This is a genomic window from Micromonospora sp. WMMD708 (assembly GCF_049315245.1).
GTDB lineage: Bacteria > Actinomycetota > Actinomycetes > Mycobacteriales > Micromonosporaceae > Micromonospora > Micromonospora wenchangensis.
The window spans coordinates 3,675,079-3,696,852 of the sequence record NZ_CP186060.1 but is presented as its reverse complement, the minus strand read 5'-3'; the positions used below and the strand labels follow the sequence as shown (position 1 = coordinate 3,696,852).

The following is a 21,774-nucleotide window of genomic DNA, read 5'->3' as shown; positions in this document are numbered from 1 at the left end:
CCACGCAATGAGCGACACGATCGCCACGCTGCCGGTCGTCGTCGAGAGTGACGGCACCGCCCTGACCGAGCTGATCGACCGACGCCGGGCCGAACTGCGCGCCACCCTCGTCGAGAACGGCGGGCTGCTGTTCCGCGGCTTCGACGTGGGCGGGGTGGACGGCTTCGACGCGGTGGTGCGGGCGTTCTCCGGCGAGCCGCTGACCTACACCGAGCGGTCCTCGCCCCGGCACGCCATCAAGGGGAAGGTCTACACCTCGACCGACTACCCGCCGGACGAGGAGATCTTCCTGCACAACGAGAACTCGTACCAGGCGCGCTGGCCGCTGACGCTGTTCTTCTACTGCCTGACCGCGCCGCAGACCCTCGGCGCGACCCCGCTGGCCGACGTGCGCCGGGTGTACGCCGAGATCGACCCGGCGGTGCGCGAGGAGTTCGTCAGGCGGCGCTGGCTGCTGGTGCGCAACTTCCACGCCGACTTCGGCACCCGCTGGCAGGACGTCTTCGGCACCGACGACCGGGCGCAGGTGCAGGCGTACGCGGCGGCGAACCGGATCGAGCTGGAGTGGGTGGGCAGGGACGGGCTGCGGACCCGGGCGGTGCGTGACGTGGTGCACCACCGGCCCGGCTCGGACACCCCGCGGTGGTTCAACCACGCCACCTTCTTCCACCTGAGCACCCTGCCGAAGGACTACCAGGAGGGGCTGCTGGCGATGTTCGGCCCCGAGGGGCTGCCGGCGAACACCTACTACGGCGACGGCGGGGAGATCCCCGCCGACGTGATGGACCACCTGCGGGCCGCGTACCGGGCCGCCAGCGTCCGCTTCGACTACCGGCGCGACGACGTGCTGGTGGTCGACAACATGACCGCCGCGCACGGGCGGGAGCCGTTCACCGGACCCCGCAAGATCGCCGTCGCGATGGCCGAACCGCACACCCCCGACACCGCTGGAGCGAACTGATGGCCGACACCCGATTCCTGGTCGTGCGCAACGACGAGGAGCAGTACTCGATCTGGGCGGCCGACCGCGACCTGCCCGCCGGCTGGCACGACGCGGGCTTCACCGGCAGCCGCGAGGAGTGCCTGGCCCACGTCGACGAGGTCTGGACCGACATGCGCCCGCGTTCGGTACGGGAGCAGACGGCATGACCCGCGAGTGGACCTTCCCCGCCTCGTTCGCCCAGGAACGGGTCTGGATCGCCAACCAGCTGGACCCGGCCTCCCCGGTCTACAACGTGTCGGTGCCGTGCCGGCTGCCCGCCGACCTGGACGCCGATGCGGCGACCGAGGTGTTCGGCCAGGTCGTCGCCCGGCACGAGGCGCTGCGCACCCACCTGCGGGTCGACGACGGCACCCTGGTGCAGGTGGTCCGGGAGCACGAGCCGCCCCGGCTGCCCGTCGACGACCTGCGGGGGCTGCCCGACCCGGAGCGCCTGCGGCGGTCCGACGCGCTGCGCGCCGAACTGGCCCGGACCCCGATCCCGCTGGACGCGCCGCCGCTGTGGCGGGCCCGGCTGATCCGCTTCGACGACGGGTGGACGCTGCTGCTGGTGGTGCACCACGCCGTCTTCGACAGCCACTCGGCGGTGCTGTTCGGCGCCGAGGTCGCCGCGTTCGCGCGGGCCGCGTCGACCGGCGCGCCGGCCGCCGTGCCGGAGCTGCCCATCCAGTACGCCGACTTCGCGGTGTGGCAGCGCGACCAGCTCACCGGCGCGGAACGGGACCGGCAGCTCGCCTTCTGGACCTCTCACCTGGCCGGCGCCCCGAAGGCCACCGGCCTGCCGCTGGACCGGCCCCGCCCCGCGCAGCTCGGCTTCGCCGGTGACGAGGTGCGCTTCGACCTGCCCGCCGGGCTGCTCGACCGGATCGCCAGGCTGGCGGCCGCGTCGGCGGCGACGCCGTACATGGTGCTGCTGGCCGGTTTCGCGGCGCTGCTGTCGCGGATCTCCGGCGACACCGACGTGGTGGTCGGGGTCTCCACCGCCGGCCGGGAGAGCGCCGAGCTGACCCCGCTGATCGGCATGTTCGTCAACCCGGTGGCGCTGCGCTGCGACGTGGCCGGCGACCCGCGCTTCACCGACCTGCTCGGCCGGGTCCGTGACGGGCTGGTCGACGCCCTGGAGCACGGGCAGACCCCGTTCCAGGCGATCGTCGAGGCGGTCGCCCCGGAGCGGGACCCGTCGGTGCAGCCGATCTTCCAGACCGCGCTGAACTTCATCCCCGACTCCGGGCTGGACCCGGTGGAACTGGGCACGACCAAGGACGACCTGGCGTTCGACATCACCACCGGCGAGAGTCGGCTGGTCTACCGGACCGACCTGTTCGACCGCACCACCGCCGAGGCGGTCGTGGCCCGCTACGTCCGGCTGCTCGACGCGGCCGTGGCGGACCCGCGGCAGCCGGTCTCCGCGCTGCCGCTGCTCGCCGACGCCGAACGGGAGCTGGTCCTCGGCGGGTGGGCGGGGACGGCCGCGGCCGGACCGTCGGCCACCGTCGTCGACGAGGTGCAGCGGCAGGTGGCGGCCACCCCGGACGCCACCGCCCTGGTCTGCGGGGACGTCACGCTGACGTACGCGCAGCTCAACGCCGCCGCGAACCGGCTGGCCCGGACGCTGGTGGGCCGGGGCGTCGGTCCGGAGACCCGGGTGGCGCTGGCCCTGCCGCGCGGCCCGGAGCTGCTGGTGGCGATCCTCGCCGTGCTCAAGGCGGGGGCCGCGTACGTGCCGGTGGACACCGGCTACCCGGCGGGCCGGATCGGCTACCTGCTCGCCGACGCCGCGCCGGCACTGGTGCTGGCCGTGGCGGAGACCGCCACCCTGGTGCCGGCCGACGCGCTGCTGATCGACGGTGCCGCCCGGCCCACAGGCGACGCCGACGCGGCCGGGACGGATCTCACCGACGCCGACCGGGTCGCCCCGCTGCGCCCGGAGCACCCCGGCTACGTGCTCTACACCTCCGGCTCGACCGGCCGCCCCAAGGGCGTCGTGGTGGAGCACCGGGCGATCGTCGCGTACCTGGCCTGGGCCCGGGACACCTACCCGGGGCTGGCCGGCACCGCCCTGCTGCACTCGCCGGTCTCGTTCGACCTGACGGTGACCGGGCTGCTCGGCCCGCTCACCGCCGGGGGCGCCGTCCGGCTGGCCGGGATCGACTCCCCGGCGGCCCGGGTGGGTGGCCGGCCGACGTTCCTCAAGGTCACCCCGAGCCACCTGCCGCTGCTGGAGGAGGCGCTGTCGCCCACCACCGACCTGGTGATCGGCGGCGAGGCGCTCACCGGGGAACAGCTCGCCGACTGGCGGGCCGCGCACCCGGACGTGGCGGTGGTCAACGAGTACGGCCCGACCGAGGCGACCGTCGGCTGTGTCGCCGCCCGGCTCGCCCCCGGGCAGCCGGTGCCCGCCGGCCCGGTGTCGATCGGCCGGCCCACCGCCACCAGCCGGGTGTACCTGCTCGACGCCGCGTTCCAACCGGTCCCGCCGGGGGTGGTCGGCGAGCTGTACGTCGCCGGTGACCAGCTCGCCCGGGGCTACCTGGGCCGGCCCGGCCTGACCGCCGAGCGGTTCCTGCCCTGCCCGTACGGCCCGCCGGGGCGGCGGATGTACCGCACCGGTGACCTGGCCCGGTGGCGGGCCGACGGCACCCTCGACTACCTGGGTCGCCGCGACGACCAGGTGAAGGTGCGGGGGATGCGGATCGAGCTGGGCGAGATCGAGGCGGCGATGCGGGAGCACCCGGAGGTGCACCAGGCGGCGGTGGCCGTGCGCACCGACTCGGGGGAGCCGACCCTGGTCGGCTACCACGTCGGCACCGCCGAGGAGGCGCATCTCGCCGCCGAGCTGGCCCGGGAGCTGCCGGCGCACCTGGTGCCGGCCGCGTTCGTCCGGCTCGACGCGTTGCCGTTGACCCCGAACGGCAAGCTGGACCGGGCCGCGCTGCCCGCCCCGCCGGAGTCCGTGGCCGGCGACGGCTACGTCCCGCCGCGCACCGACGCCGAGACCCTGGTCGCCGAGGTGTACGCCGACATCCTTCAGGTGGAGAAGGTCGGCGCGCTCGACGACTTCTTCGCCCTCGGTGGCAACTCGTTGCGCGGCATGCGGGCGATGGCCCGGATCCGGGCCGAGGTGGACGTCGACCTGCCGATGCGGGCGCTGTTCGGCAGCCCCGTGGTGGCCGACCTGGCCGCCCAGATCGAGGCGCAGATCGCCGCCGAACTGGACGACCTTTCCGAGACCGAGGTCGCCGCGTTGCTGGCGGCGGAGAAGGACACTCCCGCATGACGGACCTGAAGGATTCCCGGGAGGCCGCCCGGGCGGCGTTGATCGCCCAACGGTTGCGCCGACGGCAGGCCACCCCCGCCGCCCGCATCACGCCGCGGCCCGAGGACGCCGAGGTGCCGCTGTCGTACGCCCAGGAGCGGGTCTGGTTCATGGACCAGCTCGCCCCGGGCGAGGCGGCGTACCACATCGCGGTGCCGTTGCGGGTGCGTGGCCCGCTCGACGTCACGGCGCTGCGCGCCGCCCTGGCCGCGCTGACCGCCCGGCACGAGTCGCTGCGCAGCCGGTTCCCCGCCGACGCCGACGGCAAGCCGACCGTGGTGGTCGCCGACGCGGTCGAGGTGCCGTTGACCGTGGTCGACGCTCCGGACGAGCGGGCCGCGCAGGAGCTGGTGGAGGCGGCCTCGCTCGCGCCGTTCGACCTGGCGGCCGGGCCGCTGCTGCGGGCGTTGCTGATCCGGTTGGCCGCCGACGACCACGTGCTGTTCCTCAGCAAGCACCACATCGTCGGTGACGGCTGGTCGGTCGACGTGCTGCTGCGCGACCTGATCACCGCGTACCGGGGCGGCGAGTTGCCCACCCTGCCGGTGCAGTACGGCGACTTCGCCGTCTGGGAGGCCCGGGAGCTGGGCGGCCCGGCGGCCCGGTCGCACCTGGACTGGTGGAAGTCCCGGCTGGCCGGGATCACCCCGCTGGAGCTGCCGCTGGACCGGCCCCGCCCGGCCACCCAGACCTACCGGGGCGACTTCGTCGAGTTCCGGCTCGACCCGGCGGAGACGGGACGGCTGACGGCGCTGACCCGGGAGTCCGGCGGCACCCTGTTCATGACGCTGCTCGCCGCCTACCAGGTCTTCCTGGCCCGGCACGCCGGCCAGGAGGACTTCGCGGTCGGCGCGTCGGTGGCCGGCCGGTCCGCCCCGGAGCTGGAGAACGTCGTCGGCATGTTCATCAACATGCTGCCGTTGCGGGCCGAGCTGACCGGTGACCCGACCTTCACCGAGCTGTTGGAACGCACCCGACGCAGCGTGCTGGACGGCTTCGAGCACGCCGAGGTGCCGTTCGCGAAGGTGGTCCACGAGCTGGGCCTGCCCCGCGACGTCAGCCGCTCGCCGGTGTTCCAGGCGATGTTCGTGTTGCAGAACTACGAGATGGGCCGCTTCACCGGGGTCTCCGACGCCACCGACGTGACGTTCGACTGGACCCCGATGGAGCTGCGGGCCACCCGGTTCGACTTCGAGCTGCACGCCGTGGAGACCGTCGACGGGCTCTGGGGCAAGCTGGTCTTCAACACCGACCTCTTCGACCGGGACACGGTGACCCGGATGGCCGACCGCTGGTGCGCCCTGCTGCGGGCGGTCGTGGCCACCCCGGACGTGGCGGTCTCCGCGCTGGACCTGCTCCCCGCCGGGGAGCGGGCGTTGCTGGCGTCCTGGAACGACACCACCGCCGACTTCCCGGCGGCCGAGACGCTGCACGGCCCGATCGAGGCGGCGGCGGCCGCCACCCCGGACGCGGTGGCGGTCACCATCGAGGGTGTCTCGACGACGTACGCGCAGCTCAACGCCGCGGCGAACCGGGTGGCGCACCGGCTGCGGGCGGCCGGCGTCGGCCCGGAGACCCTGGTCGGGGTCTGCGCGGAACGCTCCGTGGAGCTGGTCGCCGGCCTGCTCGGGGTGCTCAAGGCCGGCGGGGCGTACCTGCCGCTGGACCCGGAGTACCCGGCCGACCGGTTGGCCTTCATGCTGACCGACGCCGCGGCCCCGGTGGTGCTGGTGCAGGAGCAGCTGCGTGACGTGCTGCCCACCGTCGACGCGACGGTGCTGGCCCTGGACGACCCGACCCTCTGGGCCGACCAGCCGGACACCGACCCGACCCCGCTGGCCGGCCCGGAACACCTGGCGTACGTGATCTACACGTCGGGGTCGACGGGTCGCCCGAAGGGGGTGCCGAACACCCACCGGGGCATCGTCAACCGGCTCGACTGGATGCAGAAGACCTACCGGCTCGGCGCCGACGACGCGGTGTTGCAGAAGACCCCGGCCAGCTTCGACGTGTCGGTGTGGGAGTTCTTCTGGCCACTGCGCACCGGGGCCCGGCTGGTGCTGGCCAAACCGGGCGGCCACAAGGACGCCGGCTACCTGCGCGACGTGCTGGTGGCCGAGCGGGTCACCACCGCCCACTTCGTCCCGTCGATGCTGACGGTGTTCCTGGCCGAGGAGGGGGTGGAGGCGGCCACCGCGCTGCGGCGGGTGATCTGCTCCGGCGAGGAGCTGCCGCTGGCCTCGGCCGTCGACTTCACCGCCCGGCTGCCGCACTGCGAACTGCACAACCTGTACGGCCCGACCGAGGCGGCGATCGACGTCAGCGCCTGGCACTGCGACCCGGCGCTGCTGGCCGGGCTGACCGGCGTACCGATCGGTGGGCCGATCGCCAACCTGAGGCTGCACGTGCTCGACCCGGCCGGTCGGGAGTGCCCGGTCGGGGTGGCCGGTGAGCTGCACATCGGCGGGGTGGGGTTGGCCCGTGGCTACCACCTGCGGCCGGCGCTGACCGCCGAACGCTTCGTGCCGGACCCGTTCTCCGGTGAGCCGGGCGCCCGGTTGTACCGCACCGGTGACCTGGCCCGCTGGGTGCCGGACCCGGCGGGGCCGACGACCGGGGCCGACCCGGCCGGGGTGATCGAGTTCCTGGGCCGGATCGACCACCAGGTCAAGCTGCGCGGCCTGCGCATCGAGCTGGGCGAGATCGAGAGCGCCCTGCGCGAGCAGCCCGGGGTGGCCGAGGCGGCGGTGATCGTCCGCGAGGACAGCCCCGGCGACAAGCGGCTCACCGCCTACCTGGTGGGCCCCGCCGAGCACGCCGCGTTGAAGGCGGCGCTGAAGGAGACCCTGCCGGAGTACATGGTGCCGGCCGCGTTCGTCACCCTGGACGCGTTGCCGTTGACTCCGAACGGCAAGCTCGACCGCAAGGCGCTGCCCGCGCCGGTGGTCACCCGCGAGGCGTCGGTGGCCCTGGTGGAGCCGCGCGACGACACCGAGCGGCTGCTCGCCGGGATCTGGTCGGAGGTGCTGGGCGTGCCGACGCTCGGCATCGACGACGACTTCTTCGACCTGGGTGGGCACTCGATGCTCGCCACCCAGGTGGTGGCGAAGATCCGCCGGGCCGGGCACGGCGGCCGGGCGGTCGGCGTGATGGACCTGTTCCAGCAGCGCACCATCCGCGAGCTGGCCGCGTTCATGACCGGGGACGCCGAGGCGGCCGGCCCGCGTCGGCTGCTCTACGAGCTGACCAAACCGATCCCGGCCGGCAGGCGGGTGCTCAGCTACGTCTGCGTCCCGTACGGCGGCGGCAGCGCCATCGTCTACCAGCCACTGGCCGACGCGCTGCCCGCCGGGCACGCGTTGTGGTCGCTGGCCATCCCCGGCCACGACGTCGGGCTGACCGAGGACGCCCTGCCGTTCGACGAGCTGACCAGCCGGGTGGCCGCCGAGATCGTGGAGCGGATCGAGGGCCCGCTGGCCCTCTACGGCCACTGCGGGGTGGGCAGCGCGATCATCGCCGAGGTGGCCCGCAAGGTGGAGGCCGCCGGGCGGGAGCTGGAGGTCGTCTACATCGGGGCGATGTTCCCGTTCGCCCGCCCGAAGGGCGCCTTCGCGGCGTTGCGCAACCGGCTGGAGCAGTTGAGCAGCAACCGGCACTACGCGAGCTGGCTCAAGAGCATGGGGGTGGACACCGACGAGCTGGAGCCGGAGCAGGCCGACCGGATCATCAGCAACATGCGGGCCGACTCCCGCGCGTCGGAGGAGTACTTCACCGGGCTGCTCGACCGGGGCGCGGCGAAGCTGCGTGCGCCGATCGTCTCGGTGGTCGGCTCCGAGGACCCGGTGACCGACTACCACTCCGAGCGGTACGCGGAGTGGCAGTTCCTCAGCGACACCCTCGGCCTGGTGGTGCTCGACCAGGCCGGGCACTTCTTCCTCAAGTACCGGGCCGAGGAGCTGGCCGAGATCGTCACCCAGGTGCACCCGGCCGTGCGGGCCGGGGACGTGACGGCGTTGGGCCCGGCGGCCCGGGGTGAGGACGCCGGCTGGGTGGTCGCCGACCACCTGCGCGTCGGTGCCGCCGACCGGCCGGCCCCGGCGGCGGTGAAGCCGAGCATGGCCCGGTTCGTCGCGGTCACCGCCGGGCAGCTCGTCTCCACCACCGGCTCGGCGTTGACCGCGTTCGCCCTGCCGATCTGGCTGTTCACCCGGACCGGGTCGGTGGCCGACCTGGGTCTGCTGTGGGCGTTGGCGCTGATCTGCGGGGTGCTGATGCTCCCGGTGGCCGGCGCGCTCACCGACCGGGTCAGCCGGCGACGGATCATGATGATCGCGAGCTGCGTGTCGGGCTCCATCCAGCTCGTCCTCGCCGCCCTGCTCTGGACCGACAACCTCGCCCTGTGGCACATCTACGGGCTGGTGGCGCTGAGCCAGGTGGCCGGGTCGTTCCAGCGGATCGCCTTCCAGTCGGCGGTGCCGCAGCTGGTGCCCAAGCGCTACCTGGGGCACGCGATGGGCATCACCCAGCTCTCCAGCGGTTTCGCGATGCTCCTGATGCCGGTCTTCGCGGCCGGTCTGCTCGCCGCGATCGGCCTCAAGGGCATCCTGCTGATCGACGTGGCGAGCTACCTGGTGGCGGTGCTGACGCTGGCCGTGGTCCGCTTCCCCGACCTGCTCGGCTGGCGACCCCGGGAACGGCTGCTGGTGGCGATCGCCAACGGCCTGCGCTACTCGTGGCGGCACAAGGGCTTCCGGCTGATGCTCGGCTACTTCGCGCTGGGCAACGTCTTCCTCGCCCCGGCGCTGGTGCTCACCACCCCGCTGGTGCTGTCGTTCGGCAACGCCACCCAGGTGGCGCAGGTGGCGCTCGCCGAGGCGGTCGGCGCGGTGACCGGCGGGGTACTGATGTCGCTGTGGGGAGGGCCCCGGCAGCGGCGCATGATCGGGGTGCTGATCGGCAACCTGGGCACCGCCGTCGGCTGTGTCCTGATCGGCCTGGACGCCTCCGTCATCATGATCGCCTTCGGCGCGTTCTGGCTGGCCATGGCGATGACCACCGCCCAGTCGATCTACGCCACGATCGTCCAGGTGAAGGTGCCGCAGCGGTTCCACGGCCGGGTGTTCAGCCTGAACCAGACGATCTCCTGGTCGACCCTGCCGATCGGGTTCGCGCTGCTCGCCCCGGGCGCGACCGCGCTGTTCGAGCCGATGCTCGCCGACGGCGGGGCGCTCGCCGGTTCGGTGGGCGCGGTGATCGGCACCGGTCCGGGCCGGGGCATCGGCTTCGCGTACGTCTGCTTCGGGCTGGCCCTGGTGCTGATCACGCTCGGCGGGTTCGCGATCCGGATGCTGCGCCGGTTCGACATCGAGGTGCCCGACTCGCTCCCCGACGACCTGATCGGGGCGCAGGAGCGGCAGCGGCGGCTCGCCGAGCGGGCGAAGGCCCGCCCGGAGCCGGCGTCGGTGGCCGGCTGAACGCCCGCGCGGGCACGGCGACACCCGTCGTGCCCGCGCGGGCGCGGGACCCCCGACCGCGGCGGGTCCCCCGGGGACGGTGCCGCCTCGGGGCGAACGTCGCGGTCGGGCCTGGTCGTCGCAGTTCCGGGTGCCGGCCGGATCAGGCCCGGTCGACCCCGGTCACCAGGACTCGACCGGGTCGACGAGGTCGCTGTCCACCGGTTCCCGGGGCTCGGCCACCCAGGCGGAGAAGACCGGCAGCCCGTGCCACGGTCCGGGTTCACCGTCCCGGCGGTCGGTGGCCACCGCCAGCACCGCGTACGGGTGCCCGAACCGCAACTCGGCGCTGCGGCGTACGCCCTCCGGCGGGAGGCTGGTCAGGGCGAACGCCCCGGTCACGGCGGCGGCCTCGAAGCCGTACCGGCCGTAGTGCGCCACCGTCGTCTGCCGGGCCTCGACGCCCGCGTCGACGCCGAGCAGCCCACCCAGCGCCCGCCCCACCGCCGCGAACCCCAGCCCGGGGGCGGTCAGGTCGTGCTCGTCGCGGGCCGACCAGCAGGGCAGCACCGCCCGGTGGCGTTCCTCCCGGCCGTCGCGGGCGGCGGTGCGTACCGGCTCCTCGCGCAGCGTGCCGAGGGGACCCGGGCCCAGCGGCAGGTCGAACAGCGACCGGCGGGCCGGTTCGCCGTCCACCGCCGCGCCGGCCAGCGCGTAGCCGGCGGCGAGTACGTCGGCCGCCGGAACCGCCGGGTCGGCGAGCACCGAGAGCACCACCAGCCCGGCCCCGTCGCGCTCCACCGCCGCGGCGGCGTGCACGGCGACGTCGCCGGCCGGCCCGGTCGCCGCGATCCAGGCCCGGTGCCCGTGTTCCGGGCTGCGTAGCACCCGGGCCAGCCGCCCCGCCCAGCCGCCGCCCGCCCCGTGCCCGTGCTCCTGGCCCGCCCCGTGCCCGTGCTCCTGGCCCGGCCCGTGCCCTGTGCCCGGCCGGTGGGCGGGTCCGCCGTCCGGTCGGGCCGTGTCGCGGGGGGCGTCCGGGCCGAGCGCCGCGCCGGGCACCAGGTCGAACGGGGTGGCCCAGGAGATCCGGGTGGCCAGGGCACTCGCCAGCGCCAGCAGCACCCGGGGGGAGACGGTCAGCGGGAACCTGTCGATCAGCCCGAGGGTGTGCTCACGGGCCCAGGCGTCCAGGCCCGTCCGGTCGGGCATCGGGCCGGTGGTGGTGCTCCGGGGCAGCCCGTCCCACCAGCCGGCCAGCCGGTCGGGATCGGTGCCGGGCCGGTGCCAGACAGCGGTGGCCGACGGCACCAGCGGGTGCGGCCGGTCCAGCAGCGCGGCGGCGGCCGCCGCCGCGCTCTCGGAGTCGACACCGAGCACCCCGGCCAGTTCGTCCCGGACCGCGCCGGTGGCGGCCGGTGCGGCGAGCGCCAGCAGCAGCCAGGCCCCGAGCGGGGAGGCGACATGGTGCCGGTCGCCGAGGTCGGCGTGCAGCCGGGCGGCGTACCGGGCCAGCGGGTCGTACGGGATCGTCGTCATGCCCTCCACTGTGCCCACCGCGCGGGCCGGTGGCACCCCGGTCAGGACCAGAGTTCGAACGGCTCGTCGATCCGCTCGCCGGCCAGGAAGGCGGTGAGCAGCGCGGGCAGTCGACCCGGGTAGAACCGGGCGGTGCTGGTCACGATCTCCTCGACCGGCCACCAGCGGAACCCGAAGTAGTCCTCCACCTCGTAGTCGAGGCGGTCCGCGCCGTCGACGTCCGGCGCGGCGGCGTCGAGGCGTACGGTCAGCACCACCTCGTCCTGGACATGGCGCAACCGGCGGTGGATGAAGCTGGCCCGCCGTCGCCAGGTCGGCGGGCCGAGCTGCGCGGCGGTGACCACGAAGCCGGTCTCCTCGCGCAGTTCCCGCAGGGCGGTCTGCGGGTACGTCTCACCGGGGTCGACGCCCCCGCCGGGCAGCTCCCACCAGGTGCCCAGCCGGGGGTGTTCCGGGTCGCGGGTGTGGAACAGCAGGATCAGTCCGTCCCGGTCGCGGACCACCAGCCGCACGGCGGTGCGTTCGATCACCGGCAGGTCCCGGGGCAGTTCGGTCATGGGCCTCCCTCGACGGGGCACCGTCGGGGCGGCGACGGTGCGACGATGGCGATCATGGTGGAGCTCTTCGGTGAGGTGGCGGACGACTACGACGGGATCCGGCCGGGCTATCCGACCGCCCTCGCCGACACCATCCTCGCCTATCACGGTGGACCCCCCGCCCGGCTGGTCGAGGTCGGCGCGGGCACCGGCCTGGCCACCGCGCTGCTGCGTGACCTCGTCCACCCCGCCGGGCCGTCGTCCCCGGCGGCGGCCGGGACCGTCCCGGCGCGGGTGACCTGCGTCGAGCCGGACGCGCGGATGGCGGCGGTGCTGGCCGCCCGGTTTCCCGACGTCGAGGTGGTGGTCGCCCGGTTCGAGCAGTGGTCGCCGCCGCCGGCCGGGGTGCCCCTGCTGGCCTGCGCGTTGGCCTGGCACTGGCTCGACCCGGCCACCCGCAACCGGCGGGCCCACGACGCGCTGACCCCCGGCGGCACCCTGGCCGTCTTCGCCCACCGGTACGACTACGTCGACCCGGCCCAGTCGGCGGCGATCCGGGCGGCGTTCGAGTCGGTCGACCCGGTGCCGCACCACGACCGACCGGAGGACTGGTTCCACGCCGACATCCTCGGCAGCGGGCTGTTCACCGACGTCCGGTCGTCGGCGTTGCGCCGGCCGGTGCCGCTGACCACGGCGCAGTACCAGCGACTGGTCGGCACCTTCTCGCCGCAGCTGCGCCGCCCACCGCGGCAGCGGGAGCGGGTCCTCGCGGCGGTCGAGGCCGCCGTCGACGGCTTCGGCGGCACCGTCACCCTTGACCTGCGGACCACGCTGGTGCTGGCCCGGCGGCCGGCCTGAGCGAAAACCCACCGGACGGTCGTGTCGATCCGGCCCGGTCCCCGTTCGACCAGAGGATGAGCGGGTCGACAGGCGACCCGACGACGAGGAGCGACGATGGCCAAGTACATGCTGATCATGCGGAACACGGACGAGTCCCTGGCGACGATGATGAAGATCCCCTACGAGGAGATGCTGGAGACGATGGGGCGGTTCAACGACGAGTTGATCCGCGCGGGCGTGCTGGTGGCCGCCGAGGGCCTGGAGGACCCGGCGCAGGGCGTGGTGGTCGACTACAGCGGGGATACCCCGGTCGTCACCGACGGCCCGTACGGCGAGACGAAGGAACTGTTCGGCGGCTTCTACCTGCTCGACGTGGCGTCGAAGGAGGAGGCCGTCGAGTGGGCCCGGCGGATGCCGGCGGTCACCGGCAGCAGGTGCGAGGTGCGCCGGGTCCCCGGCATCGACGAGTTCCCGCAGGACAACGAGTTCATCGTCAGGGAGCGGGAGTGGCGCGAGCGGACCGGCCAGCTCTGAGCGTGGTCCCCACCGACGGCCCGCCGGGCGTCGAGTCGGCCCGGCGGGCCGTCGAGGCGCTCTGGCGCATCGAGTCGGCCCGGATCGTCGGCGCGCTGGCCCGGTACACCGGCGACTTCGCGCTCGCCGAGGACGTCGCCCAGGAGGCGGTGGCGCAGGCCCTGGTCGGTTGGGCGCGCGACGGGGTGCCGGCGAACCCGGTGGGCTGGCTGCTCACCACCGCCCGGCGGCGGGCGGTCGACGCGTTCCGCCGTCGGGCGGCGCTCGACGACCGGTACGCGGTGCTCGCCGGTCGGCTCGCCGGGCCGACCGGCGGCCCCGGGGACGGGGACCTGCCGTGGGATCCGGACCGGGTCGACGACGACGTGCTGGCGCTGATGTTCGTGGCGTGTCACCCGGTGCTCGCACCGCCGGCCCGGCTGGCGTTGACGCTGCGGGTGGTCGGCGGCCTGTCCAGCGAGGAGATCGCGCGGGCGCTGCTGGTGCCGGTGCCCACCGTGCAGGCACGGATCACCCGGGCGAAGAAGACCATCGCCGCCGCGCGGGTGCCGTTCACCCTGCCGGAGCCGCCGCAGCGGCGGGAACGCCTCGGCGCGGTCCTGGGCGTGCTCTATGTGATCTTCACCGAGGGGTCGACGGCGACGGCCGGCGACGACCTGCTCCGCCCCGACCTGGCGTACGAGGCGATCCGGCTGGCCCGGACGCTTGCCGCGCTGCTGCCCGCCGAGCCGGAGGTGCACGGCCTGCTCGCCCTGTGTGAGCTGACCGCCGCGCGGTTCCCGGCCCGGGTCGACGCCGACGGCGAGGCGGTGCTGCTGGCCGACCAGGACCGGCGGCGGTGGGACCGGTCGGCGATCCGCCGGGGGATGGCGGCGCTGCGCCGGGCCGTGGCGGCGGGGCGCGGCCTCGGGCCGTACGGGTTGCAGGCGTCGATCGCCGCCTGCCACGCCGTCGCCCCCTCGGCGGAGCGCACGGACTGGTCCCGGGTGGTGCTGCTCTACGAGGCGCTCGGCCGGGTGGCGCCGTCGCCGGTCGTCGAGCTGAACCGGGCCGTGGCCGTGGCGATGGCAGACGGTCCGCAGCCGGCGCTGGCCGTGGTGGACGAGGTCGCCGCCACCGGCCGCCTCGCCGGGTCGCACCTGCTGCCGAGCGTCCGTGGTGAGCTGCTCGCCCGGCTCGGCCGGACCGCCGAGGCGCGCGCCGAGTTGGAGTTCGCCGCCCGGCTGTGCCGCAACGTGCGGGAACGGGCGGTGCTGCTGCGCCGGGCCGAGAACCTCGACGGGTGAGCCGGCCCGGCTGGCGGTAGGCTGCCCGCCGTGGCAGGTCTGTTGAGGAACGTGGCGTCCCGGCTCGGCCGGGTGACCGGCGCGCAGCGCGCCACCCCCGGTCCGATCCCGGCGCAGGTGGCCCGGCGGCGTCAGGTCAGCGCCCTGCAACGGCGGGAGCTGTCGTACGCCCCGGAGCCGGACGGTCAGGCCGACCCGGGCGAGATCGTCTGGACCTGGGTGCCCTACGAGGACGACCCGAAGCAGGGCAAGGACCGTCCGGTGCTGGTGGTGGGCCGGTCCAGCCGCACCCTGTTCGGGCTGATGCTGTCCAGTCAGAGCGAGCGGGACGGCCAGCGGCACTGGCTGGCGCTGGGCCCGGGGGAGTGGGACCGTGAGGCCCGTCCGAGCTGGGTCCGGTTGGACCGGGTGCTCACCATGCGCGAGGACGGCATCCGCCGGGAGGGCGCGGTGCTGGACCGGGGGCGCTTCGACCGGGTCGGGCAGGCGCTGCGGTCCGGTTACGGCTGGCGCTGATCGTCGGTGTCGGGTGACGCCGCCCCGGCGGGGGTGTGCGGTTCAGCACTCGGCGAGGCGGGCGGCGTCGAGCAGTTGCCGGGGTGACTGCCGGCTGGTGACGCCCTTCGCCCGGTACATCGCGGCGTCGGCCCGGCAGAGCGCGTCGGCGAGCTGGGTGGGGCCGGTGACCGGGGCGAGCCCGACCGAGGCGGTGACCCGGACGCTGCACGGGCCCAGCGGGATGGGGGCGGCCATCGCCTCACAGAGCCGCCGGGTGGCGTGGTCGATCCAGCGCCGGTCGACCGAGGGGCTGGCCAGCAGGCCGGCGAACTCGTCGCCGCCGAGCCGGGCGACCAGGTTGTCGCCGGCGAAGGCGGCCAGCCGCTGGGCGACGCTGATCAGCACCTGGTCGCCGGCGGCGTGCCCGTAGCGGTCGTTGACCTGTTTGAAGTCGTTGAGGTCGAGGACCACCGCGATGAGGGGCTGCCCGCCGGCGTCGGTGAGCAGCGTGGCGGCCAGCCGGTAGAAGGCCCGTCGGTTGGGCAGCCCGGTGAGCGGGTCGTGGCTGGCGGCGTGCCGTTCCGCGGCCAGTTCGGCCTGCAACTGCTCCAGCTCCGCCTCGGCCTGCAGGGCCCGGCGGCGTAGCTGCCACACCGAGACCAGGGCTCCGGCCGCGGAAACGCCGGACGCGACGGTCAACGGATCCGGCACGGGTCCTCCCTCGCAGTGTCGGCGTACGACCCGTGCGGCGGCGCCGTCGTGCCCCGCCGGGTCGTCGTTTGCCCAGGTGAAGCCCTGAGCCTGGTAACCCAAAGTGAACGGATAAGTACCGTCCACGTGCGTTATCATGCTCGCTGTCCGAAGCAGATGCAATAGCAGATGCACGTGCAGCACGGCCGGATCTGATGTCGCACCGCTCCTTCGACACCGCAACGTCCTCTCGCGACAGTGGTTCCGCACCCCGACAGAAAGACATCCATGCAGCAGCCTGAGAACGGCGTCCCCGCCACCCAGTTGCCCCCGCTGAGGTGGGAGAAGAGCCGCCGCAGCAATCCCAGCGGCAACTGCGTCGAGTTGGCCGAACTGCCCGGCGGTGCCGGCATCGCCGTGCGCAACTCGCGCCACCCCGAGGGACCCGCCCTGATCTACACGGTGGACGAGATAGCGGCGTTCGTCCTCGGCGCCCGTGACGGTGACTTCGACCATCTGATCGGCTGACGCCCGACGGTCCCGCCCACGGGACCGTATCCGTCCGGAGGATGTTCACCTCACCGTCGGTTCATGGCATGCTTACTCGTCGGTCGGGCGGGGGCCAGGGACCGTGATCGGGTACAGGGGCATGCGCGGAGGGGCGGGGCACGTGACGATGGTTGCCGCCGAGGGGGGGACCGGCCACCGGCCCCACGGTGTTGCGGATGCTGCTCGGCGCGCAGTTGCGCCGGCTGCGGGAGGCCAAGGGTGTCACGCGGGAGGGCGCAGGCTGGGAGATCCGTTCCTCGGAGTCGAAGATCAGCCGGATGGAGCTCGGCCGGGTCGGCTTCAAGGAACGCGACGTCGCCGACCTGCTCACCCTCTACGGGGTGACCGCAGTGCAGGAACGTGAGGCGCTGCTCAAGCTGGCCCGCGACGCCAACAGCCCCGGCTGGTGGCACCGCTACGGCGACGTCCTGCCCGGCTGGTTCCAGTCCTACCTGGGCCTGGAGGCCGCCGCCGCACTGATCCGCAGCTACGAGGTGCAGTTCGTGCCCGGCCTGCTCCAGACCCCGGAGTACGCCCGGTCGGTGGTCCTGCTCGGCCACCGGGGTGCCGCCGTCGACGAGGTCGACCGGCGGGTGGAGCTGCGTATGCAGCGCCAGCAGGTGCTGCACCGGGCCGACCCGCCGCAGCTGTGGGCGGTGATCGACGAGGCCGCGCTGCGCCGGCCGATCGGCGGCCCGCAGGTGATGCACGGGCAGTTGACCGCGCTGATCGAGGCGACCCGCTCGTCGCACGTCCGGCTGCAGATCATCCCGTTCGACGCCGGTGGCCACGCCGCCGCCGGTGGGGCCTTCACCATCCTGCGTTTCGGCGACGACGACCTGCCCGACATCGTCTACATCGAGCAGCTGACCAGCGCCCTCTACCTCGACAAGCGGGAGGACCTGGACTACTACGCCGCCGCGATGGAGCGGCTCTGCGTCGAGGCCACCCCGCCGGAGCGGACCCCCGAGGTGCTCACCCGACTGCGTGACGAGCTGTACCCGCAGTGACGGCCGTACCGGGTCGTCGGCGGCACCGGGGCGGCCACTACGATGATCGACCGGAGACAGTGGACGGACGCCATCGACGACCGGATGGCGCGGAGTCATGGAGGACCCTGTGACCGCCGATGCCCCGACGGGCGCCGCCCCGCACCCCAGCGACCGGATCGACACCTCGGTCGCCCACCCGGCCCGCCGCTACAACTACTGGCTGGGTGGCAAGGACAACTTCCAGGCCGACCGGGACTCCGGCGACGCGATGGCGGCAGCCTTCCCGACCGTGCGTACCGCCGCGCTGGAGAACCGCCGGTTCCTGCAACGCGCGGTCGCCCACCTGGCCCGCGAGGCCGGCGTGCGGCAGTTCCTGGACATCGGCACCGGCATCCCCACGGCCAACAACACCCACGAGGTGGCCCAGGCGATCACCCCGCAGGCCCGGGTGGTCTACGTCGACAACGACCCGATCGTGCTGGCCCACGCCCGGGCGCTGCTGACCAGCTCGGCCGAGGGCGCCACCGCCTACATCGACGCCGACCTGCGGGAACCCGAGAAGATCCTGCACCACCCCGAACTGCGCCGCACCCTCGACCTGGACCAGCCGGTCGCCCTGATGCTGGTGGCCATCCTGCACTTCGTGACCGAGACCGATGACCCGTACGGGGTGGTCGGCCGGTTGCTCGCGGCGCTGCCGCCGGGTAGCTACCTGGCCGCGTCGCATGCCACCTACGACTACCTGCCACCCGCCGTGGCCGAGGAGGCCCGGGCGGGCAACCGTGCCGGCACCCCACCCGGCATGATCAACCTGCGCAGCCGGGACGAGTTCGCCCGCTTCTTCGACGGCCTCGATCTCGTCGACCCCGGCGTCGTCTCGGTGGCGCAGTGGCGGGCCGAGGCCGAACCGCAACCCCGGCCCACCGTCGACGAGGTCAGCGTGTACGGCGCGGTCGCCCGCAAGCCCTGACCGGAGCCCTGGCGGCCCGTACGCGGCCGGTCACCCGGGCGTGCGGTCAGGCCGGCTCGACCCGGTCCCCGACGGCCACCCGGCCGCCCCGTACCACCACCGCGTACGCCCCGACGCAGGGCTGCGGCCCCAGGCCCGGCAGCGGGACCACCCGGTTGCGTTCCGCCGGCCGGCGCAGCGCCTGCGGGGCACGGGGGAGCGGGCCGTGGGCCAGGGTGGGCACCGCGCAGCGGGGGGTCGGCGGGCACCGCGTCGGTCAGCGTGACCTCCCGGCCGAGCAGCCGGGACAGCGCGGTGTCCAGGCCGGCGTCGGGATGGTCGAGGACGGTGCCGTCGGGGAGGGTGAGGCGTACCCGGTCGGGGACGGCACCGGTCGCGCGGACGCCGAGCAGGGCCGACCACCGCCGGGGCCGCTTCGCGCTGCCCACCCGCCCGGTGTCGTGGTCGAGCACGGCGAGCCGGCGGTCCCCGGCCACCCCCCGACCGTCCACCGTGGCGTCGCGCAACGCCTCCCCCAGCATCGACTTGACCGGATACCGCCACAGTTCGGTCAATTGTCCCGGCACCGGGCCAGCGTACCGGTGCAGGGTCGCCGGTCCGCGTGGTCGATTCGTCGTCCGGCTCGTAACTTTGTCGGATGATCCCACGCTCCCTGGCGCTCAGCCCCCGTACGGTCGTCTCCACCGAGCCCCCCTCGGACGGGCCGGTGGGGTTCGTCACCGGTCTGGTGGAGCGGCTCGGCGGGCCCGGCGCGGGGCTGGCGGTGGCGCTGGAGAACCTCTTCCCGCCGATCCCCAGCGAGGTGATCCTGCCGCTGGCCGGCTTCGCCGCCGCCCAGGGGCGGATCAGCCTGGTCTCGGCGATCCTCTGGACGACCCTCGGGTCCGTGGTCGGCGCGTGGGTGCTCTACGGCATCGGCGCGGCGCTGGGACGGGACCGGATGCGGGCCATCGCGGCCCGACTGCCGCTGGTGAAGCTGAGCGACGTGGACCGCACCGAGGCGTGGTTCCTCAAGCACGGGGTCAAGGCGGTGTTCTTCGGCCGGATGATCCCGATCTTCCGCAGCCTGATCTCCATCCCGGCGGGGGTGGAGCGGATGCCGATCATGACGTTCCTGCTCTACACCACGCTGGGCAGCCTGATCTGGAACACCACCTTCGTGATGGCCGGGTTCCTGCTCGGCGACAACTGGCACGTCGTCGAGGAGTACGTCGGGTCGTTCCAGAAGGTCGTCATCGTGGTCTGCGTCGCCGTCGCCGGCTGGTTCGTGGTGAGCCGGGTCCGTCGGTCGCGGGCCGCCCGCGCCGCCGCCCCGACCACCGACGCCTGGTCCGCCGACGTGCCGGCCACCGACGCCGCGCCCGGGGGTGACGTTGCGGGCCGGCCGGACGTCGCCGACGGCACGCCCTACCGGGGGACCGTCTACCGGGGCGGACTCTGGGGACGCGACACCGACTGACCCGTCGCGGCGGCCGGGTTCCGGGCAGGCCGAATGATCCGTTGCGGCGGCCGGGCCGTACTGCTGTGCGGGGACCGGGACAGGGGAGGCGCGATGGTGGAGCCGGGGCAGGAGCACCGTCCGACAACGGAGGAACAGCGACCGGTCTTCGAGCCGGTGATCGAGGTGACCGGGGAACCGGTCGGGGCGACGGGGGAACCGGCGTACCGCTCACCCTGGCCCCGCGGCGCGCGGCTGCTGGCCGCCGCCGCGGTGCTCGTGGTCGCGCTCGGTGCGATCGCGGTGGTGGTGACCATGGCGAACCCCGACCGGCTGGGGATCGTCCCCTCCGGTGACCGCGCCGCGCCGCCGGCACCGGCGACCGCCGACCCCGGTGGCGCGGGTGCCGCCGAGGCCGGCGGGCGGACCGTGACCGCGCCGGTCGACGGGCTGCGCCGGGCCACCTTCGAGCTGCTGGACGGGGTGACCTCGTTCCGGCTGCGCACCGACGACCTCGGAGCCGACCTGTACCGGATCAGCAGCCCGGCCGACGCCGGACTCACCCCCCGGCCCGAGGTCGCAGGCGACCGGGTGCAGCTGCGGGTGACCCGCCGGGACGGGCCCGGCCGGGGTGTCGTCGACGTGACGCTCAACGCGCGGGTCACCTGGCGGCTGCGGCTGGTCGGCGGGGTCAGCGACCACGTTCTCGACCTCACCGGCGCGCGGCTGTCCGGGGTGGAGCTGATCGGCGGCGCGGCCCGCATCGACCTACGGCTGCCGCCGACCACCGGCACCCGCACCGTCCGGATGACCGGTGGCGTCAACCAGTTCGTCGTGCACGCGCCCGACGGCCCCCCGGTCCGGGTCCGCGCCGCCTCCGGCGCGGGCAGCGTCGTCTGGTACGGCGACCGGCGCGACGGGTTGGCCCGGGGCGCGACGGTCGGCTCGCCGAACTGGGACCGGTCACCCGACCGGCTCTACCTCGACCTGGTCGCCGGGGCGAACACCGTCACCGTCGTCGAGGACTGAACCGTGCGGGGCCGGACCCGGCGCGGGCCGGCCGGCATAGAGTCGGGTGGTGGACCGCACCGAATCGTTGCCGGCGCAGACCCGGCCACCCGGCGTCGCCGGCGAGGACCCGGGCAGCGTGCTGCTGCCCGGCCACGACGTGCCGCTGGGCCGTTACACCACCGTGCGCCGGCTGCTGCCGCAGCGGGCCCGCCGGATGGTCGGGGCGTGGTGCTTCGTCGACCACTTCGGCCCGGACGACGTGGCGCAGCGCCCCGGCATGGAGGTGCCCCCGCACCCGCACACCGGCCTGCAGACGGTGACCTGGCTGCTCGACGGCGAGATCGTGCACCGGGACAGCCTCGGTAACGTCCAGCCGATCCGCCCCGGCCAGCTCAACGTGATGACCTCCGGGCACGGCATCGCCCACTCCGAGCGGTCCCCGGCCACCCGTCCGCCGCTGATGCACGGCGTGCAGCTGTGGGTGGCGCTGCCCGACCCGGCGCGCGCCGGTGCCGCCGGCTTCGCCCACCACGCCGACCTGCCGCGCTGGCGGTCCGGCGACTGGGAGCACACCCTGCTCCTCGGTGAGCTGGCGGGCGAGGTGTCCCCGGCGTTGGTGCACACCCCGCTGCTCGGCGTGCAACTGGCGGCGCACGGCCCGGGCCCGGCGACGCCGCGCCTGCGACCCCGCTTCGAGTACGCCCTGCTGGCGATGTCCGGTCGGGCCCGGGTGGACGGCGTGTCGCTGGAGCCCGGCGCGCTGCTCTACCTCGGCGCCGGGCGGGACGGGGTGGAACTGACCGCCGAGCCGGGCAGCCGCCTGATGCTGCTCGGTGGCGAGCCGTTCGACGAGCCGCTGGTCATGTGGTGGAACTTCGTCGGCCGCTCGCACGAGGAGGTGGCCACCGCCCGGGCGGACTGGATGGCCGGGCGGCGGTTCGGCCGGGTCGCCGACGACCCGGCCCCGCCGCTGCCCGCCCCGCAACTGCCGACCGTCCGGTTGAAGGCCCGGGACCGGCAGGGTGACCTGCACGGTTGACCCGCCCGTGGTGTGCTCGCCCACAGTCTCGGCAAAATCAGCCGTACGGATGATGGCGTGGCCTACGATGATCGTGGCAGCGATGC

The 21,774-nt window shown here is 74.4% G+C and carries 18 protein-coding genes and 1 pseudogene; 14 read left to right on the top strand and 5 right to left on the bottom strand.

The window, feature by feature from the left end:
• The first annotated feature begins 7 nt into the window (after positions 1-7).
• From ACN260_RS16405 to ACN260_RS16390, 4 genes are read left to right on the top strand one after another with little or no spacing between them, the layout of a single operon-like run.
• Positions 8-961 (top strand): TauD/TfdA family dioxygenase, encoded by a 954-nt coding sequence (locus ACN260_RS16405; RefSeq protein WP_422751934.1) that lies wholly within the window; start codon positions 8-10, stop codon positions 959-961.
• On the top strand, positions 961-1,149 hold the full coding sequence (locus ACN260_RS16400) for an MbtH family protein (RefSeq protein WP_088646413.1): 189 nt from the start codon (positions 961-963) through the stop codon (positions 1,147-1,149). The genes ACN260_RS16405 and ACN260_RS16400 overlap by 1 nt, the downstream gene beginning before the upstream one ends.
• On the top strand, positions 1,146-4,277 hold the full coding sequence (locus ACN260_RS16395) for a non-ribosomal peptide synthetase (protein WP_422751933.1): 3,132 nt from the start codon (positions 1,146-1,148) through the stop codon (positions 4,275-4,277). The genes ACN260_RS16400 and ACN260_RS16395 overlap by 4 nt, the downstream gene beginning before the upstream one ends.
• Positions 4,274-9,790, top strand: a complete 5,517-nt coding sequence (locus ACN260_RS16390; protein WP_422751932.1) for a non-ribosomal peptide synthetase/MFS transporter — start codon at positions 4,274-4,276, stop codon at positions 9,788-9,790. Before ACN260_RS16395 ends, ACN260_RS16390 begins: the two co-directional genes overlap by 4 nt.
• A 162-nt stretch (positions 9,791-9,952) precedes the next feature.
• Here ACN260_RS16390 and ACN260_RS16385 read toward each other — a convergent pair whose 3' ends face one another.
• Together ACN260_RS16385 and ACN260_RS16380 are read right to left on the bottom strand one after the other, a co-directional pair.
• On the bottom strand, positions 9,953-11,305 hold the full coding sequence (locus ACN260_RS16385) for a hypothetical protein (protein WP_422751931.1): 1,353 nt from the start codon (positions 11,303-11,305) through the stop codon (positions 9,953-9,955).
• A 41-nt stretch (positions 11,306-11,346) separates the two neighbouring features.
• The gene (locus ACN260_RS16380; RefSeq protein WP_377684634.1) at positions 11,347-11,862 is read right to left on the bottom strand and encodes an NUDIX hydrolase; all 516 of its coding nucleotides are present in this window, start codon (positions 11,860-11,862) and stop codon (positions 11,347-11,349) included.
• Positions 11,863-11,907: 45 nt separating this feature from the next.
• On the opposite strand from ACN260_RS16380, the gene ACN260_RS16375 reads away from it, so the two are divergent.
• From ACN260_RS16375 to ACN260_RS16360, 4 genes are all read left to right on the top strand, one after another.
• Positions 11,908-12,699 carry a class I SAM-dependent methyltransferase gene (locus ACN260_RS16375; protein WP_422751930.1) on the top strand — a complete coding sequence of 264 codons (792 nt, stop codon included), beginning with the start codon at positions 11,908-11,910 and terminating at the stop codon, positions 12,697-12,699.
• A 96-nt stretch (positions 12,700-12,795) separates the two neighbouring features.
• Complete coding sequence (locus ACN260_RS16370) at positions 12,796-13,215, top strand: YciI family protein (RefSeq protein ID WP_422751929.1); 420 nt, start codon at positions 12,796-12,798, stop codon at positions 13,213-13,215.
• 2 nt (positions 13,216-13,217) lie between these two features.
• Entirely contained in the window at positions 13,218-14,501 is a 1,284-nt protein-coding gene (locus ACN260_RS16365; protein WP_422756736.1) for an RNA polymerase sigma factor, read from the top strand.
• A 30-nt stretch (positions 14,502-14,531) separates the two neighbouring features.
• Positions 14,532-15,017, top strand: coding sequence for a type II toxin-antitoxin system PemK/MazF family toxin (locus ACN260_RS16360; protein WP_422751928.1), 486 nt, complete (start codon positions 14,532-14,534; stop codon positions 15,015-15,017).
• 42 nt (positions 15,018-15,059) lie between these two features.
• Here the strand turns inward: ACN260_RS16360 and ACN260_RS16355 are convergent, their stop codons facing one another.
• Positions 15,060-15,710 (bottom strand): GGDEF domain-containing protein, encoded by a 651-nt coding sequence (locus tag ACN260_RS16355; RefSeq protein ID WP_422751927.1) that lies wholly within the window; start codon positions 15,708-15,710, stop codon positions 15,060-15,062.
• Between the two features lie 267 nt (positions 15,711-15,977).
• Here ACN260_RS16355 and ACN260_RS16350 point away from each other — a divergent pair, with 267 nt between their 5' ends.
• The 3 genes from ACN260_RS16350 to ACN260_RS16340 all read left to right on the top strand — a co-directional run bounded on the left by ACN260_RS16350 (position 15,978) and on the right by ACN260_RS16340 (position 18,200).
• Positions 15,978-16,217 carry a DUF397 domain-containing protein gene (locus ACN260_RS16350; protein ID WP_422751926.1) on the top strand — a complete coding sequence of 80 codons (240 nt, stop codon included), beginning with the start codon at positions 15,978-15,980 and terminating at the stop codon, positions 16,215-16,217.
• Positions 16,218-16,414: 197 nt separating this feature from the next.
• Complete coding sequence (locus tag ACN260_RS16345; RefSeq protein ID WP_422751925.1) at positions 16,415-17,248, top strand: helix-turn-helix domain-containing protein; 834 nt, start codon at positions 16,415-16,417, stop codon at positions 17,246-17,248.
• Positions 17,249-17,345: 97 nt separating this feature from the next.
• Entirely contained in the window at positions 17,346-18,200 is an 855-nt protein-coding gene (locus ACN260_RS16340) for an SAM-dependent methyltransferase (RefSeq protein ID WP_422751924.1), read from the top strand.
• 46 nt (positions 18,201-18,246) lie between these two features.
• Here ACN260_RS16340 and ACN260_RS16335 read toward each other — a convergent pair whose 3' ends face one another.
• Together ACN260_RS16335 and ACN260_RS16330 are read right to left on the bottom strand one after the other, a co-directional pair.
• Positions 18,247-18,423, bottom strand: a complete 177-nt coding sequence (locus ACN260_RS16335; protein ID WP_422756884.1) for a hypothetical protein — start codon at positions 18,421-18,423, stop codon at positions 18,247-18,249.
• A gap of 163 nt (positions 18,424-18,586) precedes the next feature.
• A pseudogene (locus ACN260_RS16330) lies at positions 18,587-18,721 on the bottom strand (MOSC domain-containing protein); the annotation flags it as partial.
• A gap of 116 nt (positions 18,722-18,837) precedes the next feature.
• Here ACN260_RS16330 and ACN260_RS16325 point away from each other — a divergent pair.
• From ACN260_RS16325 to ACN260_RS16315, 3 genes are all read left to right on the top strand, one after another.
• Entirely contained in the window at positions 18,838-19,659 is an 822-nt protein-coding gene (locus ACN260_RS16325) for a DedA family protein (protein ID WP_422751923.1), read from the top strand.
• Positions 19,660-19,752: 93 nt separating this feature from the next.
• Entirely contained in the window at positions 19,753-20,667 is a 915-nt protein-coding gene (locus ACN260_RS16320) for a hypothetical protein (RefSeq protein ID WP_422751922.1), read from the top strand.
• Between the two features lie 49 nt (positions 20,668-20,716).
• Complete coding sequence (locus tag ACN260_RS16315; RefSeq protein ID WP_422751921.1) at positions 20,717-21,688, top strand: pirin family protein; 972 nt, start codon at positions 20,717-20,719, stop codon at positions 21,686-21,688.
• The last annotated feature ends 86 nt before the right edge of the window (positions 21,689-21,774 follow it).